This window comes from Acidimicrobium ferrooxidans DSM 10331, from assembly GCF_000023265.1.
Lineage (GTDB): Bacteria > Actinomycetota > Acidimicrobiia > Acidimicrobiales > Acidimicrobiaceae > Acidimicrobium > Acidimicrobium ferrooxidans.
Genome location: NC_013124.1, coordinates 1648552 through 1665471 on the forward strand (window position 1 = coordinate 1648552; position 16920 = coordinate 1665471).

Consider the following 16920-nt stretch of genomic DNA (forward strand, 5'->3'; position numbering starts at 1 on the left):
CTGTCAGGCCCGATGGGCCGTTGCATCGGCGATCAGGCGCCAGACTCGTTCGGGGGTGGCCGGCATGGGCACATCGCGCACGCCGAGCGGAGCCAAGGCATCGACCACGGCATTGATCACCGCAGGTGCGGACCCGATCGTTCCGGCTTCGCCCACACCCTTGACGCCGAGCGGATTGGTCGGCGACGGCGTCACGGTCGATCCCATGGTGAAGCTCGGTACCTCGGCGGCTGACGGCACCAGGTAGTCGGCCAGCGACGCGGTCACGAGCGTGCCAGCCTCGTCGTACACCGCCTCCTCCCAGAGTGCCTGCGCGACACCTTGCACGATGCCCCCGTGCAGCTGGCCCTCGACGATCATTGGGTTCACCTGGTTCCCGCAGTCGTCGACCGCGATGTAGGAGACGAGATCGACCCGACCTGTCTCTTCGTCGACCTCGACCACGGCGATGTGGGTGCCGAACGGAAACGTAAAGTTCGGCGGATCCCACGTGACCTGGGCCTCGAGGTTCGGCTCCGTGCCGTCCGGCAGGTTGTGGGCGGTGAAGGCCTCGAACGCGATGGCGCCGAGAGGAAGCTCCTTGGTGGGCGAACCCTTGACACGGAAGGTCCCCTGGGCAAATTCGAGATCTTCCTCGGCTGCCTCGAGCTGGTGAGCCGCAATGCGCTTGGCCTTCTCGAGCACGCGTTCCGTGGCGAGGTAGACCGCGGTACCGCCGACCGAGAGCGACCGGCTCCCGTAGGTGTCCATGCCGAGTGGCGCGATCGCCGTGTCGGAGTGCAAGACATCGACGTCGGCGACGTCGATGCCGAGTCGATCCGCGACGATCTGGGACCAACTGGTTTCGTGACCCTGTCCGTGCGGCGCCGTGCCGGTGACCACCTGCACCTTGCCGGTCGGGAGAATGCGCACAGTGGCAGCCTCCCAGCCGCCCGCGCCGTAGCTCAACGACGCCAACACCCGCGACGGCGCAAGGCCGCACATCTCCACGTAGCACGACACGCCGATCCCGAGGAGCCGTCGCTCGCCAGCGGCACGCCGTCGCGTCTGCTCGAGACGCAGCTCGTCGTAGCGAGCCAGTGCCAGCGCCTTGGCGAGGTTGTCGTGGTAGTTACCCGAGTCGAACACGAGGCCAGGTGCCGAGCTGTAGGGGAACTGCTCGGCCTTGATGAAGTTCCGTCGACGCAGCTCGGCCGGGTCGAGGTCGAGTTCGCGCGCGAGCGCGTCCATGGCACGCTCGATGGCATAGGTCGCCTCCGGCCGGCCCGCCCCACGGTAGGCATCCGTCGGCGTCTTGTTCGTGAACAGTCCGGTGCACTCGAATGAGTAGGCAGGAACGTCGTAGACCCCGTGATAGAGGAAGGCACCGAGCAGGGGAACCCCCGGGGTGACGAGCTGGAGGTAGGCCCCCATGTCGGCGAGGAGACGCACCCGTATCGCCGTCACCCGTCCCTCGGCCGTCGCTGCCAGCTCGATGTACTGAACCTGTCCACGACCCTGAATCGTCGCTACCGTGTTCTCGCCGCGCTCCTCGGTCCACCTCACCGGCACGCCGAGACGTCGAGCGAGGACGAAACACACCAGCTCTTCGGAGTAGACGTCGAGCTTCGAGCCGAAACCCCCACCGACGGCGGGGGCAACCACTCGGACGTGGTGCTCCGGCACGCCCATCGTGAGCGCCAACATCAGCTTGAGGATGTGGGGGATCTGCGTCGCGGAGTACACCGTGAACGAGCCGTCGACCGGCGACGGCACGACGACCACGCCTCGCGGCTCCATGGCTGACGGAATGAGCCGCTGCTGCACGTAGCGCTCGCTCACGGTGACCGCCGCCTCGCGAAACGCGCGCTCGACCGCCTCCTCGTCCGGCTTCAACGACCAGACGAAGCTCACGTTCGACGCGAGGTCCTCGTGCGCTCGTGGTCCGCCCGCTGCGGCCGCCTCAAGATCGAGGACCGGATCGAGCTCGGCGAAGTCGAGCTCGACGGCCGCTGCCGCATCGACGGCCTGTTGGCGTGTCTCGGCGACGACCACCGCGACCGGTTCGCCCTGGTAGTGCACGGCGTCGATCGCCAGGGGATAGTGGGCAGGATTGACCATGTCCGGCGTGACCGGCCATGCACACGGCATGGGCGCGGCCCACTCGGATGCCAGGTCTGCCCCGGTCAGGACCGCACGCACGCCAGGCATCGCGGCCGCTTCCGTGGTCGACACCGACGTGATCCGACCATGGGCAATCGGCGAGCGCACGAGCACCGCCCAGAGCGCACCCGGAACGACGAGGTCATCGGTGAACCGCGCCTGGCCGGTCAGGAGGCGGGGATCCTCCTTGCGAAGAACCCGCTGCCCGATCACCCCGCCCGTTGCCTGCGGCTCCATCGTCGTGGTCATGCCTGGACCCCCATGCGCTCGTGCGCGGCGAGAACCGCGCGAACGATGTTGTGGTAACCCGTGCACCGACACAGGTTGCCCTCGAGCCCGAGTCGCACCGTTGCCTCGTCGAGCACCGGGTTCTCACGGATCAGCGACAGCGACGCCATCACCATCCCGGGCGTGCAGTAGCCGCACTGAAGTGCGTGATGCTCCATGAAGGCTGCCTGAACCGGATGAAGCGCTCCGTCGGGCCCGGCAAGACCCTCAATCGTGGTCACCTCCTCACCGGCAACCTGCGCGGCAAGGACGGTACAACTCTTCACCGACTCGCCGTTCACCAAGACCGTGCACGCACCGCACGACGAGGTGTCGCAGCCGATATTGGTCCCAGTCAGGCCCAGCGCATCGCGCAGGAACGAAACGAGCAGGGTTCGAGGCTCGACGTCAGCGTGTCGCCTTTGGCCGTTCACGGTCATCTCGATCAGCATGCGGGGCCTCCCTTGGCCTTCGATCAGATCGTCGGAGTCGGGCCCCGACGGGGGCACCGAGCGGACCTTACCACACGCCACCCAGCTCGTCACGGATCTCTCCTCCGCGAGCCCCGGCTCATGACCGTCAGAACGCCGACTTCGGTCCCCGAGGTCTCGCTTCGCCGTGGCGGACCGCGAGTGACCCCTTGCTCTTGCCGCCGAGTTGTCAATGTGCCGTAGGGCTACACTGGAAGCCGAGGAGGCACCATGCTCTTCGTCATGATCGCGTTCGTCGCAGCGGCCGCCCTCATCGCCGTGGCGATCCACTTTGGTCCGCATGGCTCCGTCGTCTCCGGTGTGATCGGGCTCGTCCTCGGTCTCGTCATCGCCTGGTCCGCGCAGGCAGCGATCAGCACGGTCGGCGCCTGGGCCCTCGGTGCTGGTGTCGTCGTCGTCGGCCTTGCGCTCGCCGGCATTGGCCTACGAGGGGTTCGAGGCCTCAACACTCGCGCTGCGATCGCCGCACCGTCACCGCTTGCACGCCTACTTGGTGAGGAAGCCGTCGTCGAACGCGATCTGAGTCCCATCGGCGCCATTCACGTCCATGGCGAGTCCTGGACCGCGACCACCGAGACGGGCGAGTCCGTCCCGGCGGGTACACACGTCTTCATCACGCGAGTCGACGGGCTGCGCGTCTGGGTTGTTCCGGCTGCCAGGCCGGAAGATCGCCAACGGCACTCCGCCTAGAAGGAGGGATCCCATGGCCCCGCTCATCGTTCTCGGCATCATCGTCCTTGCGGCGCTCATCCTCATCGCACGAGGTGTGCGCATCGTCAGGGAGTATCAGCGCGTCGTCGTGTTCAGGCTTGGTCGCGCAATCGGCGCCAAGGGTCCAGGACTCACCCTGATCAACCCCGTGATCGACCGTCTGAGCCTCGTCGACCTGCGCGAGCAATACCTGGAGATCCCGCATCAGACGGCGATCACAAAGGACAACGCCCCCATCTCGATCGACTTCATCATGTTCTACAAGGTGATCGACCCGGTCACGAGCGTCGTCGCCGTGCGCGATTTCTCGGGCGCTGCGCTGAACGTCGCCGCGACGACGCTTCGCAGCATCGTCGGTGACATGTCGCTCGATGACGTGCTCTCGCGTCGCGAGGACATGAACGCCACGCTGCGAGTCAAGCTCGACGAGGTCACCGAGCGCTGGGGCGTCAAGGTCTCGAACGTCGAGGTACGAGAGATCAACCCACCGCCAGCCGTCCAAGAGGCGATGACGCGCCAGATGTCGGCAGAACGAAGCCGTCGAGCGCTCGTGACCGAGTCCGAGGGTCAGCGCCAAGCCGCCGTGACGGTCGCAGAGGGCGAGAAGCAGGCGGCGATCTTGGCGGCAGAAGGTCAGAAGCAGGCGGCGATCTTGGCGGCCGAGGCAGAACGCCAAGCGGCCAAACTCCGTGCCCAAGGCCTCGCCGATGCGCTCAGTGCCATCATGCCTGAAGCACGCAACGCCGACTCGCGCACCATCATGCTCCAGTACCTGGACGCACTACGCGAGCTTGCGCGCTCGGGAGCCACCACGTACGTCATTCCAGCTGAGTTGACCGGGTTCCTCGGACAGCTCGCGGGTGCCCTCAGCGCCAGTCCAACCGAACCCTCCACGAACGGCGTCACAGGTCATTGACGGCGGAGCGCCACTCGTAGACACAGACGGGCCCTCCGTCGGTGCATCCCTTCGAACGACGGCTGAACGCGCTCGCTGCCGAGGTCGTCACGCTCCCTGACCTCAGCTGGCGGCTCGTTGGCGCCTCGATGCTGGCCAGGACACCCCGGTGCTGAGCCTGGCCGGTACCACGATGTGCGCTTGTGATCGTGGCGCCATGACGCACTGGGCGCTCGTGCCCGGCAGCGATCGGTACCGCGACCACTTGCGACCATGTGGCGCCGCTCAGCTCCCGTGTGAAGACGGGAAGCTGAACGGCGCTCTCACGCATTTGTCGACTAAGGCCCAAGGTAGGACCAGCCCACCGCGTCCCGCCAACCGGCCGAAGGCACGACCCCGCCGGCAATCCTGGCGCGAGCGAGGCCGTACCCACTATGACGGTGGACTTCGTCACGCGCCGTCCAAGGCACTACCTCATGTCCCGGCGTCGCAGACGCCACTCGGTGCGGAGGGCGCGCCATCGAAGCACACGACCCGAGACACGTCGTTCCGCGATCGTCGACACCGGCTCGGCGGTCCTCACCCGCCCCAACCGAGCTCTCTCGTATCGACACCAAACGCCCCTGCCAGGCCAACCCTGGCAGGGGCGCGCGCATGTGAGGCCGCGCCAGGCAACGTCAGCGCCGTGCTTCGGCTCCCTGCCGACGTCGTGTCAGCGAATCGACGGTCACGGCCGCAAGCAAGACCAGCGCCGTCACGATGTACTCGGCTGCCGCACTGACGCCCAACAATCCGAGGCCGTTGTAGATGGCCGCGATGATGATGCCACCAAGCACGGCGTGCACCATCTTGCCGCGCCCGCCGAACAGGCTCGTGCCGCCGATCACTGCTGCCGCGACCCCATAGAGCACGAGCGTGCCGCCGTCGATGTTCTCCGAGATCGATCCGAGGCGCGAGGCGTAGACGACCCCCGCGATACCCGCAGTCAAGCCCGAGAGCGCGAAGGCCGCGATCCGAACCCGCGAGAGATTGATGCCGGCGCGACGAGCGGCCTCGGCGTTGCCACCGATGGCGTAGATGTAACGGCCGAACCGGGTCCGATTCAGGACGAATGTGTAGAGACCAAGCACCCCCACGAGAATGGGGACGACGAACGGTACGCCCTCGAGCGTGACGGTCACCCCGCGGTTGGTGTTCGCCACGATCAGCAACACGACCGCAGCCACGGCACCGAGCGCAATACGCAGCGCAATGACACCCCGCGGAGGCGCCGAGAGCCCAGCCCGCCGCATCCGCTCGGCACCGAAGAACATCCACGCACCCCAGAGCGCGACCACCACCGCTGCGATGACCCACCCTGCGACCACCGAGAGATTGCCGTTGACAATATCGTTGAGGATGTTCGACGAGATCGAGATCACACCGCCGGCCGCGGGCGCCGCGTGGTCGATCATGTAGAGCATGACCCCTTCCCACCCCAGCAGACCAGCCAGGGTGACGACGAAGGACGGCAAGTTGAGCTTCGTGATGAGGATTCCCTGCACCACGCCGATGAGGGTGGAGACCGCAAGGCCAGCGAGTAGCGCGACCCACCACGGCTCCTTGGCGATGATCGGCGAAGCCAGGATCGCCATGACGGAGGCCCCAACACCGGCCACGTACCCAACCGACAGATCGATCTCGCCGAGCAGCAAGACGAACACTTCAGCCATGCCGAGCAGGACGAACGTCGCGCCTTGCACCAGCAAGTTGACGAGATTGCCGGCGGAGAGAAACAAGGAGTTCTCCGCCTGGAAGATGATCACGATGACGACGAGGCCGGCCAACACCGGCAACATGCCGCTCTCACCCGAACGCACGCGCCGCCACCAGCTGGAGATCCAGCTTCGGGTGTCCGTGAGCACGATCTCGGCACCCTGGGCAGGTGCGCTCGCCGGTGCCGCCGCCGGCGCATGTCCATTCGACGAAGGGGCCTCCTCGACATCAACGGGGAGTTGCTCTCGTTCCACCATCAGACTGAGGCCTCCTTCGCACCACGCGGGGCACCCGACTCCAGCGATTGACCCGTCATCAGTTCGACGACGCGACCAGGCTCGAACTCGGCTCGATCTCCCTGGGCGACCATCCGCCCGAGATGCAAAATGGCAATCCGATCGGCCGTTGAGAAGACGTCTTGCAGGTTGTGGGAGATCAGGATGACCGACATGCCGCTCGCGGCGAGGTCACGAATGATGCCCAGCACGACCCGCGTCTGGCTCACGCCGAGAGCCGCGGTCGGCTCGTCGAAGAGCACCACGCGCGAGTTCCACAGCACGGCGCGCGCCACCGCGACCGCTTGGCGCTGACCTCCCGACAGCGAGCCCACCGGCTGGCGAATCGAACGAACCGTCACGACCGACAGACCCGCGAGGGTCGAGCGCACCTTCTGCTCCATCGTCGCCTCGTCCAAGATCCCACGACGACGCGGCTCGCGCCCGAGGAACATGTTCTGAACGATGTCCAGATTGTCGCAGAGGGCGAGATCCTGGTACACGGTGGTGATGCCCAAACGCTCCGCGTCCCGTGGATCATGAATGTCGACCCGCTGGCCATCGATCAGGATCTCTCCACCGTCGATCCGATGGATACCAGAGATCACCTTGATGAGGGTGCTCTTGCCTGCCCCGTTGTCGCCGACGAGCGCGGTGACCTTGCCGGGGACGACGGTCAAGTCGACGTGTTCGAGCGCCTTCACCGCACCGAAGTTCTTCTCGACGCCCCGCAGCTCGAGGAGAGCGCCGGACACTGCCTGGGTCATTGGACCTCCCATCAGGCTCGTGACGAAGGCGGGGTGCGCAGACGACTGTCCGCGCACCCCGCTCGTGAGAGACGCTAGGCCTTGATGCCCGCGGCCGCGCACGCCGAGGCATAGGTGCCCGAGCACAGCTGCGACGCCGGCACGAAGTTGTCAGCGATCACGGTCGACGCCATGTTCTTGGTGGTGACCCACTCGGGCGTCAGCAACACCGACGGGATGTTGTTGCCCGAGACCGGATCATGGGTGGTGCCGTTCAAGAGAGCTGCCGGAGGCGTCTTACCAGCGCGCAGGTAGAGCGCGAGGGAGACGGCCGCCTGGGCCTCCTGATAGATGGGCTTGTACACGGTCCCGCACTGGTAACCAGCCAGGATGTTCTGCAATCCTTGGAGCGTCGCGTCCTGTCCGGTGAATGGGATCGTCTTCGGCGCGATGTGGAGCGACTGCAGGTACGAGATGATCGGCGCAGCATTCTCATCGTTCGGCGTCACCACGGCGTTGATGTTGGGATGCGCCGTGTACATCTGCTGGAACTCCGTCAACGCTACCGACGGCGTCCACGTCCCTGGAGGCGTCCCGACCAAGGTCCACTTGCCCGACTTGAAGTACGGATCGATCACCGAATCGTACCCCTCGGCAAAGAGGGTGGCGTTGTTGTCGGTCGGTGCGCCACGCATGACCAGCACGTTCGGATGCGTCACGTGCCACGCGGCGACGCAGGCGACGAATCCCTGGCCAATCAGCTGTCCGACGCGGACGTTGTTGAAGCTGACGTAATAATCGCTCGGCGAGGAGCCCAGCGTGAGACGGTCATAGTTGATGACGCGAACACCGTGCTGAGCGGCGTACTTCTCGATCTCGACACCGACGCCCGAGTCGAGCGGATCGAAGATGATGACGCTCGCCCCACGGCTGATCGCGCTCTGGGCCATCGACAGCTCGGTCGCGTCGGAGCCCTGGGCGTTCTCGACGATGTACTGGTTGGACTTCAGGCCAGCCAACTGGAAGGCCTTCGTGAGGAACGGCGCATCGAACTCGGTGTAGCGAGCCGAGGACACCGTATCGGGCAAGATGGCAGCCACGAGACCCTTGCCCTTGGCCGCCAGCGAGCTCAGGCTGCTCATGGCGGTGAAGTTCCGGTTGAACGAGGCCGCTGTCACCACCGGCGTGGACGCACTCGTGGAACCCGAGGATCCACCGCTCGAGCTCGAACTGGTCGAGCCACAGGCCGCGATCGCCATCGCGGCCCCAGCGACCACGAGCGACGCTCGCGAGAACGACGACATTCGCACAGACAACCCCCTTGTCGTGGCGGGGACGGTTCCCCGCGCCTCTGCGATGGTACGCAGGCGTGTGTAAACGAGGGGTAAACACTTGGGTCGGGACGTGAAAAATCTGTAAACGGCCTTACGCCGCGTCCCGCACCAGCCGATAGCCAGCACGCGGTTGCGTGAGGATCAACGGTGCGTCCCCGGGCGCCTCGAGCTTGGCCCTGAGGCGCCGGATGTAGACGCGAAGGTACTCAGTCTCGGTCTCGTAACCGCGACCCCACACCGCACGCAACAACGCCGCGTGCGACAGCAGCCGACCGTCGCCACGGATGAGTTCGGCGAGCAACGCAAACTCGGTTGGCGTCAGGTGCACTGGCACACCATCTCGCTCGACGAGCTGACGTTCGAGATCGACCACGAGACCCGGGCGTAAGACGATCGTGCCCTTGTCGGACTGGCTCGCCGCGGGTCGCGTTCGCCGGAGCGTCGCCGTGATCCTCGCCATCAGCTCTTCGATGCCGAAGGGTTTGGTGAGGTAATCGTCAGCGCCCGCGTTCAGTGCCGTCACCTTGTCCTGCTCGCCACGCCGTGCTGACACCACGATGAGTCCCGCGGAGGTGCGCTCGCGAATCTCGTAGCACAGCTCGAAGCTCTCGACGCCGGGGATCATGAGGTCGAGCAGGATGATCTCCGGCCGCCGTGCTTCGAGCGCAGCCAACGCTTCCGACCGGTCGGAAGCGGCCGCGACCTGATAGCCGCGCACGAGAAGATTCGCACGGATCAGGTCCACGATGTTCGGATCGTCCTCGACCACCAGGACCGACGTCATGAGCGCTCCATCCCGAGGACGGCGTCAGCCGCTGCCTCATCGGCCTCTGGGAGCTGGACCTCGAATCGCTTGCCGACGTCTCGCGGCACGAGCCGCAGGACGCCGCCGTGGGCGGCAACGATGCTCGATGAGATCGCGAGGCCGAGGCCATTGCCAGTGCCTTCGCGATGACGCTGCGCGAGCTCCTCGACGCTCACCCCGGCCGGGAGCGGCGCCCCGTCATCCTCGACCGCGATGACCACCCCGCCATCGTCGTCGCGTCGTGCCGTCACACGCACGTGCGTTCCAGGCGGATTGTGAGACGCGGCGTTGTGAAGCAGGTTCACGAGCACCTGCTCGATACGGTCGTGGTCGACGAAGACGGGCGGGACGTCGTCGAGGTCGACGTCCACCACCACCTCCGGTACGCAGGCAACGGCCGCCTCGACGATGTAGGCAACCTCCGCCCAGTCTCGCCGCACCCTGAGGGTGCCCGACTCGATCGCGGAGAGGTCGAGGAGATCACCGACGAGACGGGCCAGACGCTGTGACTCGGCGACGATGCGTTGCAAGAATCGGCGCTCGGACTCCGTGTCCCAACGCACGTCTTCGGCAAGCAGGCTGGAAGCGTACCCCGTGATCGCCGTCAGGGGCGTGCGCAACTCGTGACTGAGCCGCTGCACGAAGGCAACTTGCAGTGCCTGCGATCGCCGCAAGGCCGCCGCCTCGCGTTCGGCCTGCTCCACGCGCCGGCGCTCCAGGGCGAGCCGGACGGAACTCGCAGCCGCAGATAGGAGCTCTGCAGCCTCATCGGGCGGGGCGTCGTCCCCAAGCGTGGCGAGGAGCGCAGTCGACTCGGCGCCGTCGAGTTCGATCACGCGCGCAAGGGTCCCCGGCACTCGGTCCAGCCGCGCCTCGATCAACGCCGCGCCCTCGACGAGTTCGAGTTCGACCGCCCCGAGACCATCCTTCAGCACGGACAGCGCCGCGTCCAGCGCCGGTTCGACACGCGCACCCCCCGCCAGCACCTCGAGGAAGCGTTGAAGCACCTCGAGCACGTGGTTGCGCTGCTCAAGGGCGTGGAGCACGCGTTCGCGCTCCACCGTCGTGGCGATGGTCGCGGCATAGAGCGAGGCGAGCTGTGCCCGAGTGCGATCGTGCTCGAGCGGACGCCCGACGATGACGGCCAGTACCCCGATCGCTCCGCGCGGTCCGAGCATCGGAACGGCCCAGAGCGAGCGACGTTCTCCGTCGAGCTCGAGCTCTCCGTCGCGAGCTGCTCCGACGGTCAGCGCCTCGGCGATCGGGCCATCAGCGTCGACGATCGCCTGCTCGAGTCGCGTCTGCGCGAGCGGATCGAGGCCGTGAGCGCTCACGACACGGAGGGCCCCCATCGACTCGCCGAGGAGCGCCGCGACCGGTACAGCGCCGAGGGCGACGGAACACGCTGCCGTGATCGCCGTGACGCCGGTACCCTCGTCGATGGCGGCCACCTGCTCGACGAGGCTCGCAAAGCGAGCCAGCTGACGTCGTGAACTCTCCTGGGAGGACCCGGCGACGATGAGCTCCCCGAGTTCTTCCGGCCCCACCGTGCCGCCGTCGACCGTCGCGACGACCTTGCCATGGTGCAGCACGACGACACGATCCGACGCACTCGCGACGAGGCCGAGATCATGCGACACCAGCAAGACTCCGACACCACGCTCCCGAATGCGCGCAACGAGCGCCATCACGGCCGCGGCCTCGAGCGCACCGAGCGAGGCCGTCGGCTCGTCGAGAAGGAGATAGTCCGGCTCCCTCGCGACCTGGCGCGCAATGGCGACGAGCCGCCGCTGTCCACCGGAGAGCGTTCGCAGGGGTCGCGAGAGATCGTCGATGGCGAGGCCGACTCTCGCAAGGACCTCGTGGGCGGCTGCGTGCGTCCGACGAGGCGACACCAGGCGACGACCTTCGCGACCGAGAACGAGGTTTTCGGCGATGCTCAGGCTCTCGACGAGCTCGACGTCTTGCCAGACCACGGCGACGTCACGATCACGAGGCTGAATCGACCCTGCCTGGATCGCCAGCTCCCCAGCGATGGCCTTGACGAGCGTGGTCTTGCCTGCCCCGTTGTCGCCGACGAGGCCGACGAGCTCCCCAGGGTGGATCACGAGCGAGACGTCGTCGAGCACCACGACGGAGCCGTAACCCACGCGCAGACCACGCAGGTCCAATGCTCGAGCATCACCGTCCAACGCGGCCGCCACCACCGGCTCGAGTTTAGGTGTCATCAGCGCGTCCGAGAGACTTCGTAGGCTGGTGCCGTGCCGCCCACGATCGATCACCTCGTCGCCGAAGCACTGAGCCCGCACGCCAACCGGATCGCCCCCGTACCCGTGGCGCTCGCCCTCGCCACGGGCGCAGCCCGCGCCCACGGCGTCGCCGTGAGCGCTACGGGGATCCTTGCGACCGCAGCGCGCCTCGATGGGGCGCTCATCGGTCGCCCAGCCCTCCGGGAACTCGGCGCGCGCGGCCGAGGGATCGCGACGCTGCTGGACGCCGTCGACGATGCCCTTGGCGACCGAGGCCTTGCCCGCAGGGAGCGAGTCATGCACGACCTCGTCGCCAGGTCGGCGCCGGCCTCGATCGAGACCACGGTGCCAGACGACACGAGCCTTGGCGTCGGGCTCACGCTGCCGACACTGCTCACACTGGCACTCGTCGTCGAGTTCGCGCCAAAGGCTCGCCTCGCGGTCGACGTCGTTGCATCGCCCATCGGCGATCGAGTCGTCGCAGAGCTGGAGCGTCGTTCGCGCCACGCTGGGGCGTCGATCGACCTCCGACCTGCGCCACTGCCGCTCGAGATCGATGCCCACCGGCTGCCGACGCAGCTGGACGAGGCCCGCTGGCTCGCAACGGCCATCGAGAACACCTCCATGGCCGGTCGTCGCACCGAGGTGGTCGCCGCACCAGGTGATCCACTTGCCGACCTGGTCATCGCTGCCCTCGGCCGGCGAGGTCAGGCGGTCGTCGACGAACGACCGGTCCTCCTTCGCGACACAGCACTGTGGCGACTCGCTCGCGATGGCCTCATCCTCGGCACCCTGGGGAGCCTGCCCGGTGAGCCTCGGAGGGAGCGCCGCCTACGTCGGATCGGGCCCCCGCCGGCGAACCTCGGCGACCTCGAGACCTGGCTCGACGAGGCCCGCTGGACGCTCAATGCGGAGGATCTGCCACCGGAGGGCGCAGAAGAGGCCGCGGCGGCGCTGCTCTTCGGAGCAGCGCGGGCAACGCGCGCCACGGATCCGACGAGTTCCGCACTGGCGGTGATGGCCGACCTCGGTCGGATAGGCCTGGAGCGCGACCGTCAGCCCGATGCCGCCGTTCGCGTCACCGCGACGCCGCAGGACGGCTTCGAGGGCCACCGATTCATCGTGGGCGCCGACGCCGAACGCTTCCCGGTGCCCATCAGCGATGATCCGGTGCTGCCACTGGATCGGGCGGTGCGCCTCGAGCTCTCGCTCGGCCCTGAGGCCGCTGCCGTGGCCGCATGGTACCGCGGAGCCATGACGCTCGTGGGCGCGCGATGGGTGACGGTCACGATGGCACACACGGTCGAGGCTCAGCTCACCCGACCGTCACCACTGCTCGATGACCTCGGCATCGAGATCGCCGACCGTCACCGACAGACACGCCCGCCGGGACCATGGGCACGCCGAGCTGGCGTCATCTCGGCGCTCCGCCGTCGCGCGACTCCGAGCCCCTGGACCTGGGACATCGGTGCGCACCATCTCCCTCGCTCGCTCAGCGTCACGCAGCTCGAAGAAGCTGCTTCGTGCGGCGCACGCTTCGCGCTCTCGACCCTGCTCCGCGTGAGCGAACCAGAGCCCGAAGGGCGACAGGCCTCGTCGGCGACCATGGGGACCCTTGCCCACGCCCTGCTCGAGCAGGACGACCTCGTCCTCGATGCGGAGGCGTTGTTCGCCGCACTCACCGACCTCGTCCGTTCGCACCCGTCACCGCGGGTGCGCACGGAACTCACTCGAGACCCCCTCGGCGTGCATCGACTCCGAGACCTCGCCAGTCACCTTGCGCGAGTCCTCGCAAGCGAGGACCTCCGCCCCATCGGGGAGGTCCACCGCGAAATCCCGTTCGAACTCGAGCTCTGCGGAACTCGACTCCGGGCGCGCTTCGACCGACTGGAACGGCAGGGCTCCACGTGGCGTGTCCTCGACTACAAGCTCCGTGCCTCGAGGCCCGAGTCCTGGCCGATCGCCTCCTCCGATCGACCGGTACAGCTGTGTGCCTACGCGCTGCTCGCAGCCAAGGGGTCGAGCCCTCGCCTCCCTGACCGGCAGCCCCCGACGAGCGTGACGGCGGCATGGGTGCTCCTTCGCGCGCGCGACGCGCACGTCATCGCCCCCTCCCTGCCTGATCTCGCCGTCATCGACGACGAGATCTGCACGCTCATCGAGCGACTCGATCGCGGCCAGCTCGACCTCGACCCTGGCGGCCGCGGCGCACCGTGCCGTCTGTGCAGACGCCGCGCAACCTGCGGTGTCGCGTGGCAAGGCGAGGGCCGCTAGTGGAACTCACCCAAGCGCAGGATCGCGCCGCTCGCCATCAGGGACCGCTTGCCGTCATCGCCGGTGCCGGGACCGGCAAGACACTGACCATGGTGGAGCGCTATCTGCGCCTCGTCGCCGATGGGGTCGAGCCCTCGGCCATCGTCGCGGTCACCTTTACCCGTGCGGCCGCAGCCGAGCTTCGCGCTCGCGTGCGCGCAGCACTGCTCGGCAACGATGCCTCGCTCGGTGCCTCGGTCGACGCCGCACTCATCACCACCTTCGACGGCCTCAACCATCACCTCGTCCGCGCCTACCCGTGGGCGCACGACCTCGGCACCGACGTCGAGGTCGCCGACCCCGAGATCGGCGCAGCGACGGCTTCCATCGAGGCCGGCGCGCTCCTCGCTGCTGCACTCGGCACCACGACGCTCCCAAGCTCGCTGACACTGGTTCAGGCACTCGCCGACGAGGCCCAGCGACAACCAGAGCGCACCCTCGCCGCCCTGTCCGTCCCCATGGAGCCGGCACGCGATGATCACGTCCGGCGAGCGCGCGCATTCTGGCGTGACGTTGCGCTGCGTCTCGGCACTGCACTTGCTGCGTCGAACGCCGCAACCGACGCCCAGCGTCGCTTCCTCACCCAGGCCCAGCTCCTCGCGAACGCCATCGATGCATGGCTCGACTCGCCCCACACCGACGCCTCGGGCCTGGTCGCAGACGCGCGGTCGATCGGGCTCCGATCTCGCGGCGCCGGCATCGACCAGGTGCGATCCGTCATCCAGGAGCTGCGTGAAGCACTCGACGATCCGGCTCGCCGCTGGCAGGCGCTCGGCTGGACCAGAGCCGATGAACTGGTCACCGTACGTCAACCTCAGCTCGCCACGATCGCCGCATCGGTGATCCGCGCGGGCGACGAGCGTCGCCGGCGGGTCGGTGAGGCCAGCTTCAGTGCCATCGAGCGCGCGGCCCTCGCCGTCCTCGAAGATTCGACCGCTCGCGCCGAACTCTCGGATCGCTGGCACGCTCTGATCGTCGACGAGTTCCAGGACGTCTCCGAGAACCAGCTCCGACTGGTGGAGCTCCTCACCAGCGTGGTCCAAGGACGCGCCGCCGTGGTCGGTGATCCGAAGCAAGCCATCTACGCCTTCCGAGGCGCGCGGCCCGAACTCGCGACAAGCTTCGCCGAGCGGTCGGCCGTGATCGAGCTCGAACAGTCCTTTCGCTCTCTGCCACGCATCATCGACCTCGCCAATGATTATGCCCAGCGAGCCCTCGGGGCCTCCGAGCGCCTCAGGCCGACGCGAAGCGCGCCGTCGAGCGATGGGTCCATCGCCGTGGTCCAAGTCGTCGGGGGCAGGGCCGTCGAACGACGCCGAGGAGCAGCTCGCGCCGTCGCGGCTCGCATCAAGCGCGACATCACCGATGGCACGCTCCGTGCTCGCGACATCGCCGTCGTCGCACGTCGCTGGGCCGACCTCGACGACTACCGGCGTGAGCTCGGCTCGGTCGGCGTCGCCGCCATCGCGAGCGGTGGCGGCAGCCTTCTCGACACGAACGTCGGGCTCCTCGTGTCATCCATCCTGCGCTGGCTCGCCGACCCGAGCGACGACGCCGCCGCGATCGCCGTCGCTCGAGCAGACGTCATAGGGTTTCGAGACGACGAGCTGGTTGCGTACGCCCACGAACGCGACCTGACCCGGCCGTGGTCGACGTTCCTCGAAGCACTCGACGATCCACGCTCACGACGTCTTCGGACCCTGCGGGACAACACGCGCGGCGCGAGTGCCTCCTGCGCGATCGTCGCAGCGTGCGAGCTGCTCGAGATCGACGACGCGCTCGCCGAGGGCCCGGACCCTGAGCGAACCCTCGCCGATCTGCACGCCATGGTCGGCCTCATCGCGCGCCTGGCGACGGGTCGCTCGCTCGGGGAGGTGGTCGCGCTGCTCGAACGCTTGCGGACTACGGGAGTCTCACTCCCCCGACCACCCGTCGCTGGTGCGGACGCCATCACGCTCACCACGGTGCACGGTGCCAAGGGTCTCGAGTGGCCCATGGTCGTCGCCGTCGGTCTCGAAGCCGACCCACACCCGGCGCTGCCCGAGGGGTTGGTGCTCCACCCGACCCTCGGCGTCGCCTGGCGCGACCGGGACGAACAGAACCCGTCCTCACGCGCGCTCGAGATCGGCGCTCACCTCGCCCACGAGCGCGAGCAGGAACAACGTCGCCTCACCTACGTCGCGCTGACACGGGCCCGGGACACGGTCCTCGTCGTTCTCGACGGCGACGCGGACTCCGCGCTGCGCGAGAGCCTGCACGCGGTCGGGACGAACGAGTGGACGACCATCGATGTGCTCGCCGACGAACCAGATCGCGACGGCGCAGCCGACGGCGCCGATGCAGTGCCCATGCCGTCGTCGCCGCCCCCCGATAGCGGGGCCAGCGAGGCCGACGAGCCCGCACCCGTGCCACCGCCGACCGCCCCGCCACGGTCGATCGCTGGTCTGGCCGCTACCCTCACCTGCCCATGGCTCGCACACTGGTGTGGCCCCGAGGGGGCCGACGCCCTACGCCATCCGACCGACGGGCTGGTGCGGGTGCCCGCAGAGAGCGCGGCACTGTGCGGGGTGGACCCGACGGTCCCACTGGCCCCCGTCGTTCGCGACGTGCACCTCGGGACGTGGACGGTGACCGCGGTCGCGCTCGCCGTGACCGACGCCGCCGTGATCGTGCCCGTACGGAGTGTGCGCGCAGCCGAACCAGAAGCTCGTCTGGCGGCGGCACTCAGCGCACACGCCCTTGAGCGACGGAGCGCCGTGCTGCTCGCGCTGGACGAAGGCGTCGCGACGGCGATCGAAGCGGTCGCCCCAGAGGACGTCCCGGTCGCGGCGGCCCCTCCCTGTCGGCGCTGTCGCTTTCGACACCGTTGCCCGGGATCGCGAGTCACGTTCGACTCGGTTGTCCACACCGCGGTCGTCGACGAAGCCTAGGCTGGTG

12 protein-coding genes are annotated in these 16920 nt (G+C 67.8%); 5 read left to right on the top strand and 7 right to left on the bottom strand.

The window, feature by feature from the left end:
• Positions 1-3 precede the first annotated feature (3 nt).
• Complete coding sequence (locus AFER_RS08135) at positions 4-2391, bottom strand: xanthine dehydrogenase family protein molybdopterin-binding subunit (protein ID WP_015798970.1); 2388 nt, start codon at positions 2389-2391, stop codon at positions 4-6.
• Positions 2388-2861, bottom strand: coding sequence for a (2Fe-2S)-binding protein (locus AFER_RS08140; protein ID WP_015798971.1), 474 nt, complete (start codon positions 2859-2861; stop codon positions 2388-2390). The genes AFER_RS08135 and AFER_RS08140 overlap by 4 nt, the downstream gene beginning before the upstream one ends.
• Positions 2862-3110: 249 nt before the next feature.
• Here AFER_RS08140 and AFER_RS08145 point away from each other — a divergent pair, with 249 nt between their 5' ends.
• Together AFER_RS08145 and AFER_RS08150 are read left to right on the top strand one after the other, a co-directional pair.
• On the top strand, positions 3111-3590 hold the full coding sequence (locus AFER_RS08145; RefSeq protein ID WP_015798972.1) for an NfeD family protein: 480 nt from the start codon (positions 3111-3113) through the stop codon (positions 3588-3590).
• Positions 3591-3603: 13 nt separating this feature from the next.
• On the top strand, positions 3604-4527 hold the full coding sequence (locus AFER_RS08150) for an SPFH domain-containing protein (RefSeq protein ID WP_015798973.1): 924 nt from the start codon (positions 3604-3606) through the stop codon (positions 4525-4527).
• Between the two features lie 656 nt (positions 4528-5183).
• Here AFER_RS08150 and AFER_RS08160 read toward each other — a convergent pair.
• From AFER_RS08160 to AFER_RS08170, 3 genes are all read right to left on the bottom strand, one after another.
• Positions 5184-6518 carry a sugar ABC transporter permease gene (locus AFER_RS08160; protein WP_015798974.1) on the bottom strand — a complete coding sequence of 445 codons (1335 nt, stop codon included), beginning with the start codon at positions 6516-6518 and terminating at the stop codon, positions 5184-5186.
• Positions 6518-7303, bottom strand: coding sequence for an ATP-binding cassette domain-containing protein (locus AFER_RS08165; protein WP_015798975.1), 786 nt, complete (start codon positions 7301-7303; stop codon positions 6518-6520). Before AFER_RS08165 ends, AFER_RS08160 begins: the two co-directional genes overlap by 1 nt.
• Positions 7304-7377: 74 nt before the next feature.
• Complete coding sequence (locus tag AFER_RS08170; RefSeq protein ID WP_171788978.1) at positions 7378-8424, bottom strand: sugar ABC transporter substrate-binding protein; 1047 nt, start codon at positions 8422-8424, stop codon at positions 7378-7380.
• Here AFER_RS08170 and AFER_RS12405 point away from each other — a divergent pair.
• Positions 8423-8659, top strand: coding sequence for a hypothetical protein (locus AFER_RS12405; protein ID WP_171788979.1), 237 nt, complete (start codon positions 8423-8425; stop codon positions 8657-8659). The genes AFER_RS08170 and AFER_RS12405 overlap by 2 nt on opposite strands.
• A 48-nt stretch (positions 8660-8707) precedes the next feature.
• Here the strand turns inward: AFER_RS12405 and AFER_RS08175 are convergent, their stop codons facing one another.
• Entirely contained in the window at positions 8708-9400 is a 693-nt protein-coding gene (locus AFER_RS08175; protein WP_015798977.1) for a response regulator transcription factor, read from the bottom strand.
• On the bottom strand, positions 9397-11649 hold the full coding sequence (locus AFER_RS11215; RefSeq protein ID WP_015798978.1) for an ATP-binding cassette domain-containing protein: 2253 nt from the start codon (positions 11647-11649) through the stop codon (positions 9397-9399). The genes AFER_RS08175 and AFER_RS11215 overlap by 4 nt, the downstream gene beginning before the upstream one ends.
• 33 nt (positions 11650-11682) lie before the next feature.
• Between AFER_RS11215 and AFER_RS08185 the strand changes: the two genes are divergently transcribed.
• The gene (locus AFER_RS08185) at positions 11683-13944 is read left to right on the top strand and encodes a PD-(D/E)XK nuclease family protein (protein WP_015798979.1); all 2262 of its coding nucleotides are present in this window, start codon (positions 11683-11685) and stop codon (positions 13942-13944) included.
• Positions 13944-16913 (top strand): UvrD-helicase domain-containing protein, encoded by a 2970-nt coding sequence (locus tag AFER_RS08190; protein ID WP_015798980.1) that lies wholly within the window; start codon positions 13944-13946, stop codon positions 16911-16913. Before AFER_RS08185 ends, AFER_RS08190 begins: the two co-directional genes overlap by 1 nt.
• Positions 16914-16920 lie beyond the last annotated feature (7 nt).